16 protein-coding genes are annotated in these 19306 nt (G+C 68.8%); 6 read left to right on the top strand and 10 right to left on the bottom strand.

All coding sequences use genetic code 11. From position 1 onward, the window contains the following. Window positions 1-7 precede the first annotated feature (7 nt). Together KGD87_RS27100 and KGD87_RS27095 are read right to left on the bottom strand one after the other, a co-directional pair. Window positions 8-1849, bottom strand: a complete 1842-nt coding sequence (locus KGD87_RS27100; protein WP_284663708.1) for a serine/threonine protein kinase — start codon at window positions 1847-1849, stop codon at window positions 8-10. Window positions 1850-1860: 11 nt separating this feature from the next. Continuing rightward, window positions 1861-2775, bottom strand: coding sequence for a DUF2381 family protein (locus KGD87_RS27095; protein ID WP_284663706.1), 915 nt, complete (start codon window positions 2773-2775; stop codon window positions 1861-1863). Between the two features lie 462 nt (window positions 2776-3237). Here KGD87_RS27095 and KGD87_RS27090 point away from each other — a divergent pair, with 462 nt between their 5' ends. The 5 genes from KGD87_RS27090 (at window position 3238) to KGD87_RS27070 (ending at window position 10155) form a co-directional block, all read left to right on the top strand. Beyond that, window positions 3238-4911, top strand: a complete 1674-nt coding sequence (locus KGD87_RS27090; protein WP_284663705.1) for a DUF262 domain-containing protein — start codon at window positions 3238-3240, stop codon at window positions 4909-4911. Between the two features lies 1 nt (window position 4912). Next, window positions 4913-6142 (top strand): type II toxin-antitoxin system HipA family toxin, encoded by a 1230-nt coding sequence (locus KGD87_RS27085; protein ID WP_284663704.1) that lies wholly within the window; start codon window positions 4913-4915, stop codon window positions 6140-6142. Window positions 6143-6395: 253 nt separating this feature from the next. Beyond that, window positions 6396-8672 carry a hybrid sensor histidine kinase/response regulator gene (locus tag KGD87_RS27080; protein ID WP_350102605.1) on the top strand — a complete coding sequence of 759 codons (2277 nt, stop codon included), beginning with the start codon at window positions 6396-6398 and terminating at the stop codon, window positions 8670-8672. 42 nt (window positions 8673-8714) lie between these two features. Next, window positions 8715-9794, top strand: coding sequence for an amidohydrolase family protein (locus KGD87_RS27075; protein ID WP_284663701.1), 1080 nt, complete (start codon window positions 8715-8717; stop codon window positions 9792-9794). Next, window positions 9787-10155 (top strand): metal-sulfur cluster assembly factor, encoded by a 369-nt coding sequence (locus KGD87_RS27070; protein ID WP_284663700.1) that lies wholly within the window; start codon window positions 9787-9789, stop codon window positions 10153-10155. The genes KGD87_RS27075 and KGD87_RS27070 overlap by 8 nt, the downstream gene beginning before the upstream one ends. 48 nt (window positions 10156-10203) lie before the next feature. Here KGD87_RS27070 and KGD87_RS27065 read toward each other — a convergent pair whose 3' ends face one another. Both KGD87_RS27065 and KGD87_RS27060 read right to left on the bottom strand, forming a co-directional pair. Then, window positions 10204-10848: a glutathione S-transferase family protein gene (locus KGD87_RS27065; RefSeq protein WP_284663699.1), complete on the bottom strand. Its 645-nt coding sequence runs from the start codon at window positions 10846-10848 to the stop codon at window positions 10204-10206. Between the two features lie 87 nt (window positions 10849-10935). Next, window positions 10936-11970 (bottom strand): isopenicillin N synthase family dioxygenase, encoded by a 1035-nt coding sequence (locus KGD87_RS27060; protein ID WP_284663697.1) that lies wholly within the window; start codon window positions 11968-11970, stop codon window positions 10936-10938. Window positions 11971-12032: 62 nt separating this feature from the next. Here KGD87_RS27060 and KGD87_RS27055 point away from each other — a divergent pair, with 62 nt between their 5' ends. Next, a complete protein-coding gene (locus KGD87_RS27055; protein ID WP_284663695.1) occupies window positions 12033-13244 on the top strand; it encodes an MFS transporter in 1212 nt (403 codons plus the stop codon). Window positions 13245-13259: 15 nt separating this feature from the next. Here KGD87_RS27055 and KGD87_RS27050 read toward each other — a convergent pair whose 3' ends face one another. From KGD87_RS27050 to KGD87_RS27025, 6 genes are all read right to left on the bottom strand, one after another. Beyond that, complete coding sequence (locus KGD87_RS27050; protein WP_284663693.1) at window positions 13260-13997, bottom strand: Imm49 family immunity protein; 738 nt, start codon at window positions 13995-13997, stop codon at window positions 13260-13262. 14 nt (window positions 13998-14011) lie between these two features. Continuing rightward, on the bottom strand, window positions 14012-14593 hold the full coding sequence (locus tag KGD87_RS27045) for an imm11 family protein (protein WP_284663691.1): 582 nt from the start codon (window positions 14591-14593) through the stop codon (window positions 14012-14014). 7 nt (window positions 14594-14600) lie between these two features. Then, window positions 14601-15188 carry an imm11 family protein gene (locus tag KGD87_RS27040; RefSeq protein ID WP_284663690.1) on the bottom strand — a complete coding sequence of 196 codons (588 nt, stop codon included), beginning with the start codon at window positions 15186-15188 and terminating at the stop codon, window positions 14601-14603. A 9-nt stretch (window positions 15189-15197) separates the two neighbouring features. After that, a complete protein-coding gene (locus tag KGD87_RS27035; RefSeq protein WP_284663689.1) occupies window positions 15198-16115 on the bottom strand; it encodes a hypothetical protein in 918 nt (305 codons plus the stop codon). 12 nt (window positions 16116-16127) lie between these two features. Then, entirely contained in the window at window positions 16128-17180 is a 1053-nt protein-coding gene (locus KGD87_RS27030) for a hypothetical protein (RefSeq protein WP_284663688.1), read from the bottom strand. Window positions 17181-17300: 120 nt separating this feature from the next. Beyond that, on the bottom strand, window positions 17301-19295 hold the full coding sequence (locus KGD87_RS27025) for an acetyl-CoA carboxylase biotin carboxylase subunit (protein WP_284663687.1): 1995 nt from the start codon (window positions 19293-19295) through the stop codon (window positions 17301-17303). Between the last annotated feature and the right edge of the window lie 11 nt (window positions 19296-19306).

Raw genomic sequence — 19306 nt, 5'->3', positions numbered from 1 at the left:
ATGGAAACTAGGGCCAGCGCTCGACGAAATAGGCAGAAGCAGACTTGTTGAGCTCCATGGCCCCTGGCCTGGAGTTGGGCCCTTTTCGGAGGTACCCATTACTGCCGATGAGAACGCACACCGGAACAGTCCGGCCGTCTGGAAGGTGCGCCTCCGTGTAGCGCCCCACGGCAGCCTCTCCGCTTGTCCAGAGGTAGCCCGACATCCGCGTCCCTTCAGGGAGTCCCGGCAACCTACTGATGCGCACCACGCCAGTGACGGGGCCGTCAGAGTAGAATCCCCCCTCGCTATTGGCGCCGGGCTGGCGGATGTCCAGGGTGAGCATGAACGATTGCCCCGGCCTCATGCGCAGCCCGTTCTTGTTCGCCCTGTTGAACATGGCATCGCGGGCCTCGGCGGGACAGTCACCGGGCTCGGGCCGGACCTGAGCACCGGGGCAGCCAAGAGAGAGCGCGGCGGCGGCCGACGCACCCGCGCACGTCTTGAGGAACCCGGTCCACGGCGACGGGGGCCAGCTCGGACGGGAGGCCAGCGCCCTTGCCTTCCTGGCGGTGGACTCGGCGGACGGGGGGATTCGGGCAGGAGCGCGCTTCACGGGAGGGCTTTCTTTCTCGACAGGTGCGGGAGGGGGCAAAGCTACCCCAGGGGACGACACAGGGGGCGTTGGAGGAACGACGGGAGCCACGGACACAGCGGCGCCAGCGTCCGTTGATGGGGACGGCGCAGCGGGCTCCTCAATCCGCTGTGCCTGCTGCAACGGGGCCGTGGGGCGCAGGGCCAGGTAGCCCGCCAACGAGGCCAACAGGAGCGCAAGCGAGGCCACTGCGCCCGTCACGCGTCGTCCAGCGGCCCGCTGGGGCGTGGAGGGCGGCGCCTCGTCCTGGGGCACGTCGTTGTGCGCCACGTCCAGGGCAAGCTGCAGGTGCGGCGTGGGGACATGCACCGTCGCCGCCCACGCCTCGCCTTCTTCGCTAAGCAGCGCGTCCAGCTCGCGCCGCATAACCTCGGCGGAGGGGGCGCGCTTCTCGGGGTGGAGGGCGATGTAGTGCATGGCCGCCGCGCCCAAGGCCGCGGGCACGCGCGGATTCACGGCGTGCGGCGCGGGGGGAGGCCACCGGGCACCCATCAGGACATGGGGCGCTTCGCTCACCGGCTGGGGGTTCGTCAGCACGTCATAAAGGCAGACACCCAGCGCATACACGTCATCGGTCGCCTTGAACTCGTAGCGCGCGTCCTGGTTGTCCCCGTGCTCGCGCAGGAAGCGCGACGCCTCCGGGGAGCGATAGCGCCGGGTGCCAGGCGGCAAGGGCGTGTCCGTCAGCTCCGGAGCAAGCGTGTAGTCCCCCGCGCTGAAATCCAGGATGAAGGGCTCGCCGTCCGCGGCGCGCACGAGGATGTTCCCCAGCTTCAAGTCGCGGTGGAAGACGCCCCGCGAATGCAGGTGGGCGAGCGCGCCCGAGAGTTTACTGAATACCCGGGCCACTTCATGCGCCGTGGGGTGCGTCTTCTCCACCCACTCCCCCAGCGTGTAGCCCTCCACGTAGTCCAGGACGATGTAGAGCCACCCCTGCGTCGGGTGCTGCCAACGTCCGTGGGCGTGGACCCGCACGATGTTGGGGTGGCCGCTCACCTGGGACAGGCAGACCATCTCCCGCAGCAGCCGCGCGTCGGCCTGCTCCGAGTCCCCGCTGCTGGCGCGGTGCATGGCCAGCTTCATGGCGAAGCGGTGTCCCTCCTTCTCCACGAGGTAGACGGCGCCGAAGCTCCCCGCCCCCAACGGCTTCACGACGCGCCAGCCGTCCACCGTCTGCCCGGGTTGCAGGTGTGCCGGACTGAACCCAATCAGCATGGCGCGCGGTTCTAGAACGTAAAGCCCTGAATGAGAAGGCGCCGACGCCCGTCCTTGTCGCGCAACTCCAAGCGGAGCGCCGCGCCTTCTGGCCAGGTGGGCGCCCCGGTCTCCACCACCACGAGGGCCGCGCCGCCCGGTTCAATCCGTGGCTCCTTCATGCGCACCGCGAGCACGTTGACGCGGTCGCCACTCGCAGCCACGGAGAGCCGCGCCTCCACGGGTGTCCAAGGCTCCGAGCCGGTGTTGCGAACCCGGAGGGCCACGGCCCCCCAGCCACTCGCAAGGTACGTGACGGTCTCTTCGGACAAGAGCCCTTCTCCGGTCCCCAGGGCGTCGGTCCTGCCGACCCGGAAGCTCTCTTCTCCCAGAAGCCCGGCCAGAATCATCCCGGCCGGGCCGCTCGCCACGTTTCGCGTTCGAAGCGCGCCCAGTTCGGCGTCCTTGGCCGCACAGGCAGCGCGCACCTCGTCCAGCTCCGCCTGAATCGCATCCGCGGTACGCGGCAGACGCGCCACCATGACTTGCGCGTCCACCTCGGAGGGGTGCGTGACGAGCGAGAAGACGACGCGAGCAGGCGCCGCGCCATCCACGAACGAAACGGCCAGCTCCAGGCCCCGTCCAGGCCCCAAGTCCATCGCGGGCTTGAGCACGATGGTCCGTGACGTGACCTCGAACAGCGCGAGTCGCCCCCCAGGGCCCCCGAGCATCACCGCATCACGGTCCACGAGGGAGTCGAACTCCAAGGTCGTGAGGTAGCCCGGAGCGACGTGAAGCTCCACCGGGTTGTCGGCCGTGGCCACCGAGAGCGACACCCGCCGCCGCTTCAGCTCCCGCCCGCGAAGTCCCTCCGGGGGCTGTGCCGCGGCCGTGAGCCCCACCAGCAGCACAACGGGCAGGACAAGCCGGACAAGTGCCGGGAACACGCGCGGGCGACCTCCAAGGGGCATGGCGGAACCGTACCAGGACACGCACGACGCCCAGTCCCTCGACGGTTCGCAGCGAAGACGCAGTGCGAGCAGCCAACGCCCGTGCGTCATCCAGGCAGGGAACAAAGGAGCGGAGCGGCAATCCCAGGGGCCACCGCGCGCCGAGAGGGGGAACGCGGCGCGCGGGGCTCAACTGGGACTTCCACGGCGGTGTCGCTTTTGGGGGAGGCAATCACCGCCGCCGCGTCTCACTCCGAAGAGGAAACGTGGACGGCATGTTGAAGGGCAGCCGAGCCCCCGTCAAGCACGCTCCCCCTTCGAGCCCATAATCGGACATTCACACCCCGTGAAGACAGACGATTCCACCCCCACTGTCCAAATCGGGTGATTCCCGGGGACCTCCACCGGAAGGCGGGCATCCCGTGCGGGGCGTGTTACAGGCCCGGCAGAGGCAAGCGCATGCAATCCACCCTGACGCGGCGGCCCCAGGCGACGGCATTCAGCATCGAGGACCTGCTGGACCGCGTCCGGCGAGGTGAGGTGCGGCTGCCCCACTTCCAGCGGCCCCTGCGCTGGGAGGCCGGCGATGTGCGGGACTTGCTCGACAGCGTGTACCGCGGCTATCCCATCGGCACGCTGCTCTTCTGGAAGCGCGAGGCCCCCGCCGCCAGCGTGAGCTTCGGCCCGGTGCGCATCGACGCGCCGTCCCACAGCCAGGCGCTGTGGGTGGTGGACGGACAGCAGCGCATCACCGCGCTGGCCGCGGTGCTCCTCCACCCGGAGCAGGAGCTCGCCGCGCGGGACGGCTTCACGCTCTTCTTCGACCTGGACACGCAGGAAATCGTCCAGCCCGCGCACGGCGAGCCGACGCCTTTGCACTGGCTGCCGCTCAACCGGGTGCTCGACAGCGAGCAACTGCTGGGCTGGCTGGACCGCTACCCGGGGCGCGAGAAGAACCCGGAGCACGTGCGCGCGGCCATCCGCCTGGGCAAGGCGGCGCGCGAGTACCAGATGCCCGCGTACGTCGTCGAAGCCGCGGAGGAGAAGACGCTGCGCATCATCTTCAAGCGGCTCAACACCTCCGGAAAGCCGCTCACCGACGACGAGGTCTTCAACGCGCTCTACGGCGGCGCCGCGGGCTCGCGGCTGCCGAATCTCAAGGCGCTGGCCACCAGCCTGCTGGCGCTGGGCTTCGGCCGCATCGACGAATCCCTGCTGCTCAAGGCCGTGCTCGCGGTGCGCGGCCTGGACTTCACCCAGGACTTCCAGAAGCAGCTCCGCGAGGAGGACGACCTCACGCAGACGCTGCTCCAGACGGAAGCGGCCCTGCGCAGCGTCATCATCTTCCTCAAGCGCGACGCGGGCATCCCGCACGGGCGCCTGCTGACGAACCCGCTCTACTTCGTGCTGCTCGCGCGCTTCTTCCACCTGCACCCGGAGCCGTCGCCGCGCACCCGGGATTTGCTCGCGCGGGGGTTCTGGCGCGGCAGCCTGGTGGACAGCTTCCTCGACAGCCGGGCCCTGTCGCCGCAGGAGCTGCTGGCCGCCATCGGCCCGGACGAGGAGCAGTCCGTCCAGGCCCTGCTGGCGCAGGTGCGGCCCCTGTCCGACGAATGGCTGGCCCAGCACGCGCAGCCCGCGACGTTTGGCCTCGCGCTGCGCTCGCGTGGCATGGCCCTCAATGCCTTGTACGCGCTCCAGCCTCGGCACCTGCGCACCGGCGCCCTGCTGGAGCCATCCCAGCTCTTCAGCGACACCGAGCCCGCCAGCCTCAGCCCCGTGCTCAAGTCCCTCACCGTGCAGGAGCCGGACGCCGAGCTGAAGCTGGACCCCGCGCTGTACCGCTCCTTCCTCTTCACTCCCGCCAACTACCTGCTGCACCCGCCCCTGCCCGGCCAGCCCCTGCTGGACGTGCTGCGCGGGGAGCCCGCGCCGCCGCCCGAGGTCCTCCAGAGCCAGGCGGTGACGCCCGCCATGCGCGACACGCTGCGCGAGGGCGGCACGCTCGAGTTCCTCATGCAGCGCATGGAGCTCATCGATAGACACATCATCGAGTTCCTGCGGGCCCGCACCCGCCACGAGGAGTCGGACCGTCCGTCCCTCCAATCGCTGGTCGTCGAGGAGGAGGACTGACTTGGAGCCCACCCGCACCACGGCCGGAATCCTCGACGTCCACCTGGGCGACGTCCACGTCGGCACGCTGACGCTGCTGGAGGACGAGCGCATCGAGTTCGTCATCACGGAGGAGTACCGCCAGCGCTACCCGCGCCCGGTGCTGGGGCAGATTTTCGAGGACGACCTCACGCGCCGGCACGTCAGCCGCCTGCGCCTGCCTTCGTTCTTCTCCAACCTGCTCCCGGAGGGCACGCTGCGCGAGCTCATCGCGGAGCGGGAGCAGGTGGCCCGCCAGCGCGAGTTCTTCCTCATCGCGCGGCTGGGCGAGGACCTGCCCGGCGCCATCGTCGTGCGGCCCGCCAGCGTGCTGTCACTCAGCGGCCTGGAGCCACTGGAGGAACCCCAGACACCCCACGCGCCGCAGGAGCAGGAGCCGCTGCGCTTCTCGCTGGCGGGCGTGCAGCTCAAGTTCTCCATGCTGCGCCGGGACAAGGCGATGACGCTCCCGGCGGGCGGGCGCGGCGGCAACTGGATTGTGAAGCTGCCGGACAACCGCTACGACCGCGTCCCGGAGAACGAGTTCTCCATGATGACGTGGGCCCGCGCCGCCGGCATCACCGTGCCGGAGGTGGCGCTGCTGAACGTGGCCGACATCCAGGGCCTGCCCGAAGGCATCACCCTGCGCGAGGACGTGGCCTACGCCGTGCGCCGCTTCGACCGCCCCGAGCCCGGCCGCCGCGTCCACATGGAGGACCTGACGCAGGTGCTGGGGCTGTACGCGGACGAGAAGTACAAGAAGTACAACTACGAGACGGTCGCCAACGTCATCTACAAGGTCGCTGGCCTGGACGCGCTGCACGAGTTCCTGCGGCGGCTGGTGTTCATCGCCGTCATTGGCAACGGTGACGCGCACCACAAGAACTGGTCGCTGCTCTACCCGGACGGCACCCGCGCCACGCTGTCGCCCGCGTACGATTTGGTGTCCACGCTCCAGTACATGCCGGCGGACACGCTCGCGCTCAACTTCGCGAAGTCCAAGCGCTTCGAGGACATCTCCCTGGACGGCTTCGAACGGCTGGCCCGGAAGCTGGCGCTGCCCGTCACCGACGTGCTGCCCGTGGTGAAGTCCGCGGTGGAGGCGTCGCTCGACACCTGGTCCTCGCTCCACGCGCAGCTCCCGCTGCCGGAAGAGAGCCGCCGCCGCATCGAAGCCCACTGGAAGCGCGTGCCCCTGCTCCAGGGGCAATGAACCCGAGGCCTCGCGACGTCAGTCCCGGGTGGGGCCCGCCCCACCATGGGTACTCGGCCGCCGAGCAGGCGGCCCGTCAGCGCCTTGACTCCGAGTATGAGCGGAGCCGCCCATGAAATCAGGACATGCAATTTTTCCACAAATAGTGTCTATGTCCTGGAAAGCGCAAAGGCATCTACGAAGACCTCGCATGCCATGAGCCGGCTTTCCCCCCAAGCCGACGCTGGCTGCGCCCTGGCAACCCAAGGGAAGCATCTTGACCGAGCAGTGGGCCCACCGCTTCTTCGAGCAGTCCACGGAGCCCTCCGTCATCCTGGGTCGGGATGGCGTGTTGCTCGAAGTCAATCCTGCCTTTGGCCACCTGGTGGGCCTGTCTTTGACGTCGCTGCGCGGCATGGCCTTGCAGGATTTCATCCCCACCGAAGACGCCGCCGTCCTGTTCGCGAAGCCGGGTTCTGGGAGCCCCACCTCCCGCACCTGCCGCTGGCGCCAGCCGGATGGGTCCTGGCTGCCTCTGTCCTGGCGCATCACCGCCGCGTCGGAGTCGGAGCCGCTCTACTGCACGGTGCGGCTGGCCGCGGAGCCGTCCCCCGCGCCCTGGCCGGAGAGTGACTACCTGCCCTTCGGCCTCTACCTGGTCGACATCCGCACCCGCCGGGTCCACTACGTCAACCACCGCTTCTGCCAGTTGTGGGGCATCACCGCGCTGGAGAGCGCCATCCACCGGGGCGAGCTGACCCATGACGAGGTGATTGAACACTGCCTCAAGGCCGGCGACGCGGCGGAGTTCCTGCGCCTGTGCGCGGCCCCGGACCAGGGCTGCGTGCCGGGCCTGTTGGAGGACGAAGCCAGGCTGTCGGATGGACGCACCCTGCGCCGGCTGTCCACGTCCTCCTCGGTGGCGGGGGACGCCATGCGCTACCGGCTGTTCGCGTTCGAGGACGTCACCGAGCGCAAGCGCACGCAGGAGGCGCTGCACCGCTCGGAGGAGAGCTTCCGCAGGCTCATCGACCGGGCCCCCGAAGGCATCTTCGTGCACACCCAGCGGCGCTTCATCTACGCCAACCCCACGCTGCTGCGGGCCCTGGGCTACGACGACCCGGCCGAGCTGATGGCCAAGCCCATCTGGAGCATCGTCCATCCGGATGACCTGGAGCTCGTGAAGGACCGCGTGCACACCGCGGCCGTGAAGGGCGAGCTGGCGCCGCTGCGGGAGGTCCGCTACCTGCGGCGCGACGGCACCTGGTACGACGCGGAGAGCGTGGGCATCCCCATCGAGTTCGACGGGCACGAGGCCGTCGTGGTGATGGCGCGCGACATCACCGAGCGCAAGCAGGCCCAGTCGCAGCTCCTGCAGAACGACCGCATGGTGCTGGCCGGCACGCTGGCGGCGGGCGTGGGGCACGAAATCAACAACCCGCTGACCTACGTCATGGCCAACCTGGCCTCGGCCCTGGAGTCCGTGAGCCGCCTGGGCGCGGAGCTGACGCGGGCCGGGGAGCGTGGCCCCGGCAGCGTGGCGTGGCCCGCGACGCTGCAGGACACGGAGGCCCTGCTGAAGGAGGCGCAGGAAGGCGCCATGCGCGTGCGCAACATCGTGCGGGATTTGAAGTTCATCTCCCGTCAGGACGAGGAGCGGCGCGAAGCGGTGGACGTGCGGCAGCCGCTGGACTTCTCCATCAACATGGCCACCAGCCAGCTGCGCCACCGAGCGCGGCTCATCAAGAAGTACGAGTCCGTCCCGCGCGTGCACGCGGACGGCTCGCGACTGGGCCAGGTGTTCCTCAACCTGCTGGTGAACGCGGCGCAGGCCATCCCCGAAGGCAACGCCGAGGAGCACCACATCACCGTGTGGGTCCGCGCCGGGCCGCCGGGCCGCGTGCTGGTGGACGTGAGCGACTCCGGCTGCGGCATGGCGCCCGCGGTGCTCTCCCGCGTCTTCGACCCCTTCTTCACCACCAAGCCCGTGGGCAAGGGCACGGGGCTGGGGCTGTCCATCTGCCACAGCCTCATCCGCAAGCTGGGCGGTGACATCACCGTCCGCAGCGAGCTGGGCCGGGGCACCACCTTCACCGTCACCCTGCCCACGGCGCCGGACGCCGTCCCCACCCAGGCCGCGCCGGTGGCGCCCGCGCCCCACGCCGAGCGGCGGGGACAGGTGCTGGTGATTGACGACGAGCCCGCGGTGGGCCGCTCATTGGCGCGCATCATCGGCATGAAGCACCGGGTGACGGTGGTGAACAACGGCGAGGACGCGCTGGCGGTGCTGACGGCGGGCGCGCCCTTCGACGCCGTCTTCTGCGACCTGATGATGCCGGGCATCTCCGGCATGGACGTCTACGAGCGCGTCCGTGAGCGCGGGGACGGCATCGCGGAGCGCTTCATCTTCATCACCGGCGGCTCGTACACCACGCGGGCCCGCCAGTTCCTGGAGCGCGTGCCCAACCTCCAGATTGAGAAGCCCTTCGACGTGGAGTCGATTCATCAGGGCCTGGGACAGCTCCTGGGTACCACTGGTGGTAGCGAATGACGCCGGGCGTCCTCCCGGCCCAACCGTGAAAGGAGTCCTCGGATGATTGACGGCAACTTCGTCATCGATGCGGTGACACACGCCTACAACCTCCATCCCACGAACTACCGCGCCGGCAAGTACGCCGAGTCGCTCGCGGGGCTCATCTGGGGGCTGCACAGCGGACTGTCCGGGGAGGCGTACCGCGTCCCCACGGCGGAGGGCTTCCTGAAGAACTGGTCCGTGAGGGAGCTGGCGCACCTGCTCTTCGTGGAGAGCGGCGTCGACCTGGCGGTGCACCACGTGCTGCCGCTCCAGACGCTGTACCACGACGGCCTGTGCTCCTATGAGAAGACGCTGGAGATTCACCGCAACTACCCTCACCGCTTCCTGGTGTACGCGGGCGTGGACCCGCTGCGCGGAACGGCGGCGCTGGATGATTTGGAGCAGCAGTACGAAACGCTCAAGCCCAGCGGCCTGAAGCTCTACCCTGCGGCGTGGCTGGGGGAGAAGTTCCGCCACACGGGCTGGCGCATGGATGACCCGAGCATCGCCTTCCCGCTCTTCGAGCGGGCGCAGAAGCTGGGCATCAAGAACATCGCCGTGCACAAGGGCCTGCCCATGGGCGCGGTGCCGCTGGAGCCCTACAAGGTGGATGACATTGGCGGGGCGGCGGATGCCTTCCCTGACTTGAACTTCGAAATCGTCCACGGCGGCATGGCCTTCCTGGACGAGACGGGCATGCAGCTGTCGCTGTTCCCCAACGTGTACGTCAATCTGGAAGTGACGGGCGCGCTCATCGTGAAGCGCGAGCGCTGGTTCGCCGAGTCCCTGGCGGCGCTGCTGAAGTGGGCGGGCCCGGATAAAATCATGTGGGGCTCCGGGACGGTGTTCAGCCACCCGCACCCGGCGCTGCACAAGTTCTGGCATGACTTCCAGCTCCCGGACGAGCTGGTGCAGGTGGCGGGCATGCAGGTGACGCCGGACGTGAAGCGGATGATTCTGGGCGGCAACTACGCGCGCTACGCGGGCGTGGACGTGGAGGCGGTGAAGAAGAACATCGCCAACGACGCGTTCGCGAAGCTGAAGGCGGCGCGCGGCGACCTCCCGCCGTACAGCTACCAGGAGAGCCTGTATGAATGAGCAGACCCTGCGCGAGCGCATCCAGGACATCCCCGACCCGTGCAGTTGCGCCACGGGCGTGCCGCTGGGCATCGGGGAGATGGGGCTGATTGAGTCGGTGAAGCACACGGAGGGGCAGGTGACGGTGCGCATGCACATCACCTCGCCCATGTGCATGATGGCCGCCTACTTCATGCGGGAAATCGAGCAGCGGCTGCTGACGGTGGACGGCGTCACCGAGGTGAACGTGGAGTTCGACCAGGAGCTGAAGTGGACGCCCCAGGACATCGCGCCGGAGGCCCGTGAGCGGCTCGCGGCCAAGCGCATCACCATGCTGGGTGGCCGCCTGCTGCCGCGTGACGAGGCGCAGCGCCGCTCCTGAGCCGTACCGAGGCGCTGGCGGGTGCGTGCCCGCCAGCGTCCGGCCGCTTCAACCGCGAGGCTGCTGGAACGGCGCCATCTGGGCCGCCAGGGCGCGCTGGAACGCGGGGCGGGCCTCACAGCGTTCCTTGTACGCCTTCAGCGTGGGAAAGCCGTCGAGCACGTCCGTGTGCCGGAGGATGCGGAGCACCGTCACCATCATCAGGTCCCCCGCGGTGAAGCGGTCCTCCAGGTACTCGCGCTCGCCCAGCCGCGCCGCGAGCTCGCCCAGGCGCTCCTTCAGCGCCTCCACGATGCCCGGCCTGCGCAGCTTCACCCACTCCTCCTGGGCGAAGAACAGGTCCACCTCGGCGAGCGGCTGAATCATGATTTCAATGGAGTTGAGCGCCGCGAAGAGCCAGGTCACCGCGCGAGCCCTGCCCGCCGCGTCTGTCGGCAGCAGCGCCTCGCTCTTGTGGGCGATGTGGAGCACGATGGCGCCCGACTCGAAGAGGACCAGGCCTTCCTCCTCCAGCACCGGCACCTGCCCGAAGGGCTGGAGCTTGCGGTAGTCGGGCGAGGCCTGGACCTTGTTGTCGATGAGCCGCACCTGGTACGGCAGCCCCGCCTCTTCGAGCGCCCACCGCACCCGGAGGTCCCGCACCAGGCCCTGTGCGAACGGCGGAACCCACTTGAACGCGCTGACGGTCATCATCGTGATGTCTCCTGGTCGGTGAGCGGCATGGACGCGCCGAAGCGCGTCCTCTGGCGCGGCGTTCTCAAGCACGCGACCTGGGCGCCGTCAACGCGACAACGGTCCGCGCGCGTCCCCCACCCGGCGCACCAGCTCCGGAAACACCTTGGACACCTTGCCCAGCAGGTAGTCGCCGTAGGTCCCCTGGAAGGCGTGGACGCTGGCGCCGTCCCAGCGGCGGGCGCGGTCCTCGTCCACGTCAGCGCCGCGTGGCAGGGGGTGGACCTCGGCGGCGAAGTCCGGGTCGAAGAAGAGCGGGAAGGACAGCCTGTCCTTGCCACTCACGTTCTTCACCCGGTGCGGCGTGGAGCGGTACCAGCCGCCTGTCATCCGGTCGAGCATGTCGCCGATGTTGCACACCAGCGTCCCGGGCAGCGGCGGCGCCTCCACCCAGCCGCGCGGCGTCTTCACCTGCAACCCGCCGCTGTCATCCTGGGCCAGCAACGTGAGCAGGCCGTAGTCGGTGTGCTCCCCCACACCCCAGCGCTCTTCCTGGTGCGGGGCCTCCGCGGGGTAATGGAAGATGCGGAAGAGCACCGTCGGGTCCGCCGTGTAGTGCTGGCGGAAGTAGCCCGCGTCCAGGCCCAGGCTCAGCGCCACGCCCTCCATCAGCGCATGCGCGGCGCGCGTGCAGGCATCCATGTAGTCGAGCACCGCCTCGCGAAGCCCTGGCACCTCCGTGGGCCAGAGGTTGGCGCCGTGCAGCGGCCAGCCGGCCTGCACGCGCGGGTGCTCGCCTCCGAGCTCCGTGCCCAGATAGAGCCCCTCCTTCTGGTCCGGGCGCCCCGAGGTCAGCTCGCCGCCGAGCGGGAACCAGCCGCGCCACGCGACGCCGCCCAGCGCCATGGCGATGGCCTCCTTCGCCGCCCGGGGCAGCGCGAAGAAGCGGTGGCTCTCCCGCTCCAGCCGCGCGAGCACCTCGCCGGACACGCCGTGGCCCGTCACGTAGAAGAAGCCGCTGTCGCGACAGGCCTGCTCGATTTCACGCGCGACGCGCGCTCGCTCGGTGACGCGGGAGGCGTCAAACAGTGACGCCATGTCGATGACGGGCAAGCCGCCCCGTGCGGAATCCGGACCAGTCATTCCCGGGAGCCTACACAGGTCTGGACCCTGGCCGGGCGCGGCGCGAGAGTCCGCCTGCCTCCATGACGACGCACTCCCCTCCGGCAACTCCCCACACCGTCCTGACCAGCGGGCTCGTGTGGCTCATGGCCGCCGCCGCGGGCGCGACCGTCGCGAACCTCTATTACAACCAGCCGCTGCTCGGAGACATCGGCGCGGACCTGGGAGTCTCAGGGAGCGCGCTGGGACTGGTGCCCATGCTGACGCAGGTGGGCTACGCGGTGGGCATGTTCTTCATCGTCCCGCTGGGCGACAGCCTGGAGCGGCGGCGGGTCATCGTCACCATGAACATGCTGGTGGCGCTCGCGCTGGTGGGCGTGGCGCTCGCGCCGACCTTGCGCTGGCTGGTGGCCACGAGCTTCCTCGTGGGCGTCACCACCATCACCCCCCAGCTCCTCGCCCCCTTCGCGGCGCACCTCGCCCCCGCGGCGCAGCGAGGCCGGGTGGTGGGCACCGTCATGAGCGGCGTGCTCATGGGCATCCTCCTGTCCCGGACGGCGGCGGGCTTTGTCGGGACACACCTGGGCTGGCGCACCATGTTCTGGATTGCGGCGGGGCTGATGCTCCTGCTGGCCGGCGTGCTGCGCTTCACCCTGCCGTCGCAGCCGCCCATGGCCGCCATGCCGTACCCGCGGCTCTTGCGCTCGCTCATCCACCTGGCGCGCACCGAGCCCGTGCTGCGGCTGCATGCGGTGCTGGGCGCGCTCAGCTTCGGCGCGTTCAGCGTCTTCTGGTCCACGCTGGCGCTGTACCTCCAGAGCCTGCCGCAACAGTACGACGCGCAGGTGGCGGGGCTCTTCGGCGTGGTGGGCGTGGTGGGCGCCGCCGCGGCACCGCTGGTGGGCCGCTACGCCGACAAGCGCGGGGACCGGCGCATCAACGCCGGGGCCATCGTCGTGCTGCTGCTGTCGTTCGTCGTGATGTGGCCCCTGGGACGCTGGCTGTGGGGCATGGCGCTGGGCGTGGTGCTGCTCGATTTGGGTGTCCAGGCGAACCAGATTTCCAACCAGACGCGGGTGTACTCGCTGCGTCCGGAGGCCCGCAGCCGGCTCAACACGCTCTACATGGTGACGTACTTCGCGGGCGGCGCCGCGGGCTCGTGGCTGGGGACCTTCGCCTGGACGCACTGGGGCTGGGCCGGTGTGTGCGCCTCGGGCGCGGCGCTGTGTGTCGTGGCGCTGCTGGCGCTCAAGCGGGGGCCGAGGGGCGGCGTGCCTGAAACAGCGGAGGCCTGACGGCGCTGGGGCGCCTCATGTCCGGGCCGGGCCTTCCAGGGCCGCGGCGGGGATGAGGCGGTAGCGCTCCTGGGTTGGCACACCCAGGCGGCGGGCCAGTTGGACCAACGCCACGCCTTCGATGAAGACGAAGGCCTCCGTCTTGTGGCGGTAGGGGTCGAAGAGGCCGGAGCGCTGCTGGCGCTCGACCCAGGCGGCCTGCTCCTCAATCATGCCGTGGAGGCCCGCGTCGAAAGCGTCGGCATCCGCCGTGGACAGGGCCTTCACCACGTCGAAGCGGTGGGAGCTTCCACCCTGGAGGGTTCGCTCGAACGCGGTGAGCCCCGCGTCCACGTGAGGCTGCGCCAGCACCAGGGCGATGAGGGCACCGAAGTAGTGGAAGTCCTCCTCGGACTCCATCCGCTGCATCCAGGTCGGCGTCATCACCGTGGCAATGGACCGGGCAATGTCCCAGTTGCCCGCGGCCAGGGCGTCGAAGAGCGGGTCGCCCTTGCTGCGGGCCAGGTAGTACTGGTCGAACTCGGAGCACGCGCTCCGGCGGCTGAGCAGGTTCAGATAGAGCGTCGCCGCCTGCTCCAGGCCGTCTCGGAAGCCTTGTTCGTCCAGTTCGGACAGCAGGAGGCCACAGCCGTACTGGCGCCAGAGCGCGGCGGTCTCCAACGTCAGCTTCGCGTCCGGCTTCGCCGATGACGACTGGAGCCGGGGCATCCGCTGGCCCACCAGGAAGAGGATGTTGTCGAGGACCGAGTCCATGGGGCGCCCGGGGTTCAGCCCGGAATCTCCGTGCCTGTGGGGTGAACCGCGAGCCCGGTGAGCCCGGCCTGCTGGAAGGCCTCCAGGAGGTCGGAGCGCAGGACCATCATCTCTGGGAACTCCGCCACCCGGAACAACTGCGCATCGTCTGGAATGCTGCCATCACGGACATGCAGCATCCGAATGTCGCCCATTTCATCTGGACCATCCAACCGGTACTTTGAACGCTCGCGGTCCACGCAGGGGACGCTGCGCAGCGGGTTCGCGATGAAGTAGGGCTCCCTCATTTTGCGCCCGCGCTTGTCGAGCAAGACAAATGGCAAGAGCTCCACCGCCTCACCTACGAGACCTCGAGCCGCCAGCACCTGCTGCGCTCGCTCTGAAATGTAGAGGACGCAGTCCGGGTTGCCGATGAAGTCCGTGAGCATGTCGCCTGCGCGCTCATAGAGGCTGAGTTCGGTGGTTGGCGGCAGGTAGGGGGCCACGGGGCGGCCCTTCGTGAGATAGAAATAACGCTCAACCTTGTCTGGCAGCTCGACAATCTGCGCCGCACGCGGGTCTAACAAAGGCTTCAGCGTGTAATAGACAAAAAACATGGGCAGCTCAACCCTGAATACCCACCCCAACAGGATGAACTGCCAACCCAGTAAGCCCTGCCTCCTGAAGCGCCGCCAGCAAATCGGACCGAACGACCATCAGCTTGGGCAACTCTGCCAACCGGAAGAGTTGCGCCTGCTCTGGGATCATGCCCTCTCGAACGTGCAGCAACTTGACCTCAACAATCTGTTCTGGCGCACCGGTGCGTCGGCGACATTTCGAGCGCTCATGGTCCATACACTCCACGCGCATCAACGGATTGGCGATAGCATATGGCTCTTGAACTCGACGGCCACGTTTATCCAGAAGAACAAATGGCAACAACTCAATTGCACTTCCGATCAGTCCCCTGCTCGCAAGTACATCCTGCGCCCGCGGCGACACATAGAGCACGCGATCTGGATTATCGATAAAGTCCGTGAGCATATCACCCGCGCCTTCATTAAAGCTGAGTTCAGTCGAAGGCGGCACATAGGCCGCTGACGGAACGCCATCGCGGAGGTAAAAGTAGCGTTCGACCTTGTCTGGCAGGTCGACAATTTCCACGGCGCGAGCATCGTGTGGATGCTTGAACGTGTAATATAAATATTTCATGCAGAGCCTCTAGACATCAACAGCACCAAGCTGAATGCCAGCCTTCATCAACTTGACGTATTCAAGCAACGATTCAGAGAGAGCATTCAGCTCATCGAGAATAGCTGCCTTGAGTTCCTTGGGGTGCTGTTTCTCGATCGCGGCACGGTCAATGACATCCCTCAGGTCCCGTAGCCGCTCCTTGAGCGACGCCTGATACGCCGCATGCGCGGGCACGCCCCACGGGCAGTGGGCCGGCAGGCCCACGATGAGCGCCTCGAACTCCTGCTGCGGCAGCAGGACCATGTTCTTCTCGTTGTGGATGTTCCACCGCGAGATGAGGATGAGCTTCACCACCAGGTCGGAGCGCGCCGGGCTGCCCGACTCTCCCTTGCCGATGACCCACTCCTCCACGGCGCCCACCGGGATGAGGTGGTGGTAGTTGTGCTCGTAGGGATAGAAGGCCCCATATCCACCCTGGGTCTGGTTCTGACGCGGCTGGAACTGAGGCCGGTTCCCCTTCTTCAGCGTCTGGTTGGGCACGGGGTCCAGGTGCTTCACCCCGATGTGCCAGCCCTCCGGCCCCCGACGCAGCCAGTAGAGCGACTGCCGCGCCCTGTCGAAGAAGTCCGACAGGGTCAGCTTCCGCTTCGAGTTATCACTGACGGGGAAGCGCTTCCAGATGCGCTTCTTCGCCTTGCCGCTCAGGCCGAAGTCCTCCTGGACGAGCTTCATCCGCCGGGCAATCGCCTGATGGTCCTTGTTGTAGAGCGCGCCGCGCTCGTTCACGGACACCTTGTAGCAGTTGGACATGTGGTTGCACGGATGGGAGCCCCACCCGCCGTTGTCCGTTATCGTGTGCCGCCAGAGGCACCCGAAGCCAGCGGGCTTGTCCGTGTGGTTGAGCGTCTTCGGATCCCACGCCAGATGCGTGTCGCTGGATGCCATGCGTGCTCGCTCCTATGGGCGGACAAGAAGCCCCGAGGCCACCGCGCCCTCATCAGACCTCGACCACACGAGAATCTCATCTCCTCGCGCGTACTTCCTCACGAACGACCGCGTGGCCACGGCCATGGACACGCCACCACTGGCCGCCCCGGTGTCCCCCAGCGACACCGCCGGCCAGTGACTCCGGACCTCGGCCAACACGGAGTCCGCGGGGAGCCGCGCCAGGAGCGTGCCCCACTCCATCGCCCGTGACTCCTCGCCATTGAGGTCCCCGTACACGTCCCCAATGCGCGTCGCCCGGGCCAGCGTCCCCTCCAGCACCTCCACCAGCCGCATCGAGGGCGCAGCGCCGTCTCCCCCTCCGACACGCAGCGCCTCGACGCGCGCCTCCACCCTGGCGCCGCGCCGTCGCGCCTGGGCGGGGTCCTCCACGAGCAACGCCGCGGCGGCCTCCCCCGGCATGAACCCCACGGCACGCTCCGGCGTCTTCAGCCGCCCCTTCATGGCCAGCCACTCGAGCGCCTCCAGGTCACTCGTGAGGCTGTCCACCCCGACGATGAGCGCCCGCTGGACCTGGCCAGAGGCGATGGCCTCGTCCGCCTCGGCCATGGCCGCGAGCACGGAGACATGCCCGCGCGCCAGGACCTTCTGAAGCCTTGGCGAAAAGCGCAGGCCGCTGCGGCGGCTGACCGCCGGAAGGAGCCGCTCCTGAAGCTGCTCCACCATCAGGTCCTGTTCCGGCGTTCGAGGGCCCGACAGGCCCAGGAAGAACGCGGTGTCCTGCCAGAAGCGGGAGTCCGCTCCCGTGAGCTCCGCATAGATGCACAGGTCCCGGATGGCCTCCTGGACGAGCAGCGCATGGAGGCCCAGCCCCACGAAGCCCTCCGTGAGTCCCTGGATGGGAAAGCCCACCACGGGCTCAACGCCGGGCTCGTCTCCGGAAGAGACCACCTGCAGCCCCAGTGGGACGGGCCGCGCCATGCCGCAGCGAATCGCCGCGCACCCGGAGACCACGTCGTGGCCCAGGGAGGACACCAACCCCAATCCGGTGATGGCCAGGGACATGCCCTGATTCTAGCCGCGCCGTGGACATTCTGAACGCTCGCGGGCGGGGCCCCCCCGCACACGCTCGCATCGTCCCCGATGGGTCGGCAGCCTTCTGTCCGGCTGCCAACCTCTCCGCGCTCAGGCCGTCTTCTCCCCCGCCAGCACCACCAGGAGCTGCTTCGCCTTCACCTGGCTGCCCACGGACACGTTGAGCTCCGCGACGGTGCCCGTGACGTCCGCCACCACCTGGAACTCCATCTTCATGGCCTCCAGCACCACCAGGACGTCCCCGGGCTTCACCGCCGCGCCCACCCGCGTGTCCACGCGCAGGATGCGCCCGTCCATGGGCGCCGCCAGCCGTCCGCTGCCCACGCCATCCGACTTCGACGGCGGACGGAACGTGACGTCCGTCACGGCGTGCGCGCCCGCGCCCGAATCCAACCACAGCGTGTCCCCGTCCCGCAGGTAGCGCGCGCGGCCCCGCGTCCCGGCGCTGGCGAAGTCGAGCACCCCCGCGGACAGCCCCAACACGGACACGTCGAACGACGCCTCCCCCACGCCCACCTCGTACCCCTCCGCGGACACGGGCTGGATGGTGATGGACTCCTCCGCGCCACGGCTCGCGAGCTTCATCCGCACGGGGTGGCGGTGGGACGTGTTCCAGTTCAGAAGGGACGCATCCAGTCCCGCCGTGTCCGCCAGCTTCAAGCCTTCATCGTGGAAGAGCAGCGCCGCCGCCAGCGCCCGCACCTTCGCGTCCGCCTGGTACAGCCCCTCCACCTCCGCCGCCGGCGCGTGCTTCGCGATGAACGCCGTGTCGTACTCCCCGGAACAGAACGCCGCGTGCTCCAGCACGTACAGCAGCAGGTTCTTGTTCGTGGTGACGCCGAACACCGTCAGCTCGCGCAGCGCCTCCACCAATCGCCGGCGCGCTGTCTCCCGGTCCGGGCCGTGCGCAATCACCTTCGCCTGCATGGAGTCATAGAAGGGCGGAATCTCCTGCCCCTCCCGCACGCCGTGGTCGATGCGCACGCCCTCGCGCACCGGCGGCGCCCACGCCAGCAGCCGCCCGGCCTGGGGCGCAAAACCCTTCGCCGGGTCCTCCGCGCAGAGGCGGACCTCGATGGCGTGCCCCGACGCGGAGAGCTGCTCCTGCGTCCGAGGCAGCGGCTCCCCCGCCGCCACGCGGAGCTGCCACTCCACCAGGTCCAGCCCGGTAATCAGCTCCGTCACCGGGTGCTCCACCTGGAGCCGCGTGTTCATCTCCATGAAGTAGAAGTCACCACTGGGCGCCAGCAGGAACTCGATGGTCCCCGCTCCCCGGTAGCCAATGGCCCGGGCCGCCGCCACCGCCACCTCGCCCATGCGCGCGCGCAGCGCGGGACTCACCGCCGGTGACGGGCTCTCCTCCACGATTTTCTGGTGGCGGCGCTGCACCGAGCAGTCCCGCTCGCCCAGGTGCACCACGTTGCCGTGTGTGTCCGCGAAGATTTGGACCTCCACGTGCCGCGCGTCGATGACGGCCTTCTCCAGGATGAGCTCGCCGCTCCCGAAGGCGTTCGTCGCCTCCGAGCGCGCCGCGCGCAGGGCCGCCCGGAGCTGCGACGCCTCATCCACCCGCCGCATGCCGCGCCCGCCGCCGCCCGCCGCCGCCTTGACCATCAGCGGGAAGCCGATGCGCTCGCCCTCCGCCGCCAGCGCCTCGTCATCCAAGTCGGACGCCTCGTAGCCGGGAATGCAGGGCACGCCCGCCGCGAGCATGCGCAGCTTCGCCTGACGCTTGTTGCCCATCAGGGTGATGGCCTCGGCCTCCGGGCCGATGAACACCCGGCCCGCGTCGTGGCAGGCGCGCGCGAAGTCCGCGTTCTCCGACAGGAAGCCGTAGCCCGGGTGGATGGCCTCCGCGCCGGACACCTTCGCCGCTTCCAGAATCTTCCCGATGACCAGGTAGGACTCCTTCGCCGGAGACGGACCAATGGCCACCGCCTCGTCCGCCGCCAGCACGTGCGGCGCGGCGCGGTCCGCCTCGGAGAACACCGCGACGGTGCGGTAGCCCAGCCGCTGGCACGTCCGAATCACCCGGACGGCAATCTCGCCACGGTTCGCGATGAGGACCTTCTTGAAACGCTCCATCGTGTCCGCTC

This window comes from Myxococcus sp. SDU36 (assembly GCF_030168875.1).
Classification (GTDB): domain Bacteria; phylum Myxococcota; class Myxococcia; order Myxococcales; family Myxococcaceae; genus Myxococcus; species Myxococcus vastator.
This window is presented reverse-complemented; position numbering and strand designations above follow the sequence as displayed.

Excerpts from the sequence above, each read along its gene's own strand:
- KGD87_RS27060 (WP_284663697.1), bottom strand. The coding sequence starts at position 11,970 with ATGACTGGTCCGGATTCCGCACGGGGCGGCTTGCCCGTCATCGACATG.
- KGD87_RS27025 (WP_284663687.1), bottom strand. The coding sequence starts at position 19,295 with ATGGAGCGTTTCAAGAAGGTCCTCATCGCGAACCGTGGCGAGATTGCC.
- KGD87_RS27040 (WP_284663690.1), bottom strand. The coding sequence starts at position 15,188 with ATGAAATATTTATATTACACGTTCAAGCATCCACACGATGCTCGCGCC.
- KGD87_RS27090 (WP_284663705.1), top strand. The coding sequence starts at position 3,238 with ATGCAATCCACCCTGACGCGGCGGCCCCAGGCGACGGCATTCAGCATC.
- KGD87_RS27050 (WP_284663693.1), bottom strand. The coding sequence starts at position 13,997 with ATGGACTCGGTCCTCGACAACATCCTCTTCCTGGTGGGCCAGCGGATG.
- KGD87_RS27045 (WP_284663691.1), bottom strand. The coding sequence starts at position 14,593 with ATGTTTTTTGTCTATTACACGCTGAAGCCTTTGTTAGACCCGCGTGCG.
- KGD87_RS27030 (WP_284663688.1), bottom strand. The coding sequence starts at position 17,180 with ATGTCCCTGGCCATCACCGGATTGGGGTTGGTGTCCTCCCTGGGCCAC.
- KGD87_RS27065 (WP_284663699.1), bottom strand. The coding sequence starts at position 10,848 with ATGATGACCGTCAGCGCGTTCAAGTGGGTTCCGCCGTTCGCACAGGGC.
- KGD87_RS27055 (WP_284663695.1), top strand. The coding sequence starts at position 12,033 with ATGACGACGCACTCCCCTCCGGCAACTCCCCACACCGTCCTGACCAGC.
- KGD87_RS27035 (WP_284663689.1), bottom strand. The coding sequence starts at position 16,115 with ATGGCATCCAGCGACACGCATCTGGCGTGGGATCCGAAGACGCTCAAC.
- KGD87_RS27100 (WP_284663708.1), bottom strand. The coding sequence starts at position 1,849 with ATGCTGATTGGGTTCAGTCCGGCACACCTGCAACCCGGGCAGACGGTG.
- KGD87_RS27070 (WP_284663700.1), top strand. The coding sequence starts at position 9,787 with ATGAATGAGCAGACCCTGCGCGAGCGCATCCAGGACATCCCCGACCCG.
- KGD87_RS27075 (WP_284663701.1), top strand. The coding sequence starts at position 8,715 with ATGATTGACGGCAACTTCGTCATCGATGCGGTGACACACGCCTACAAC.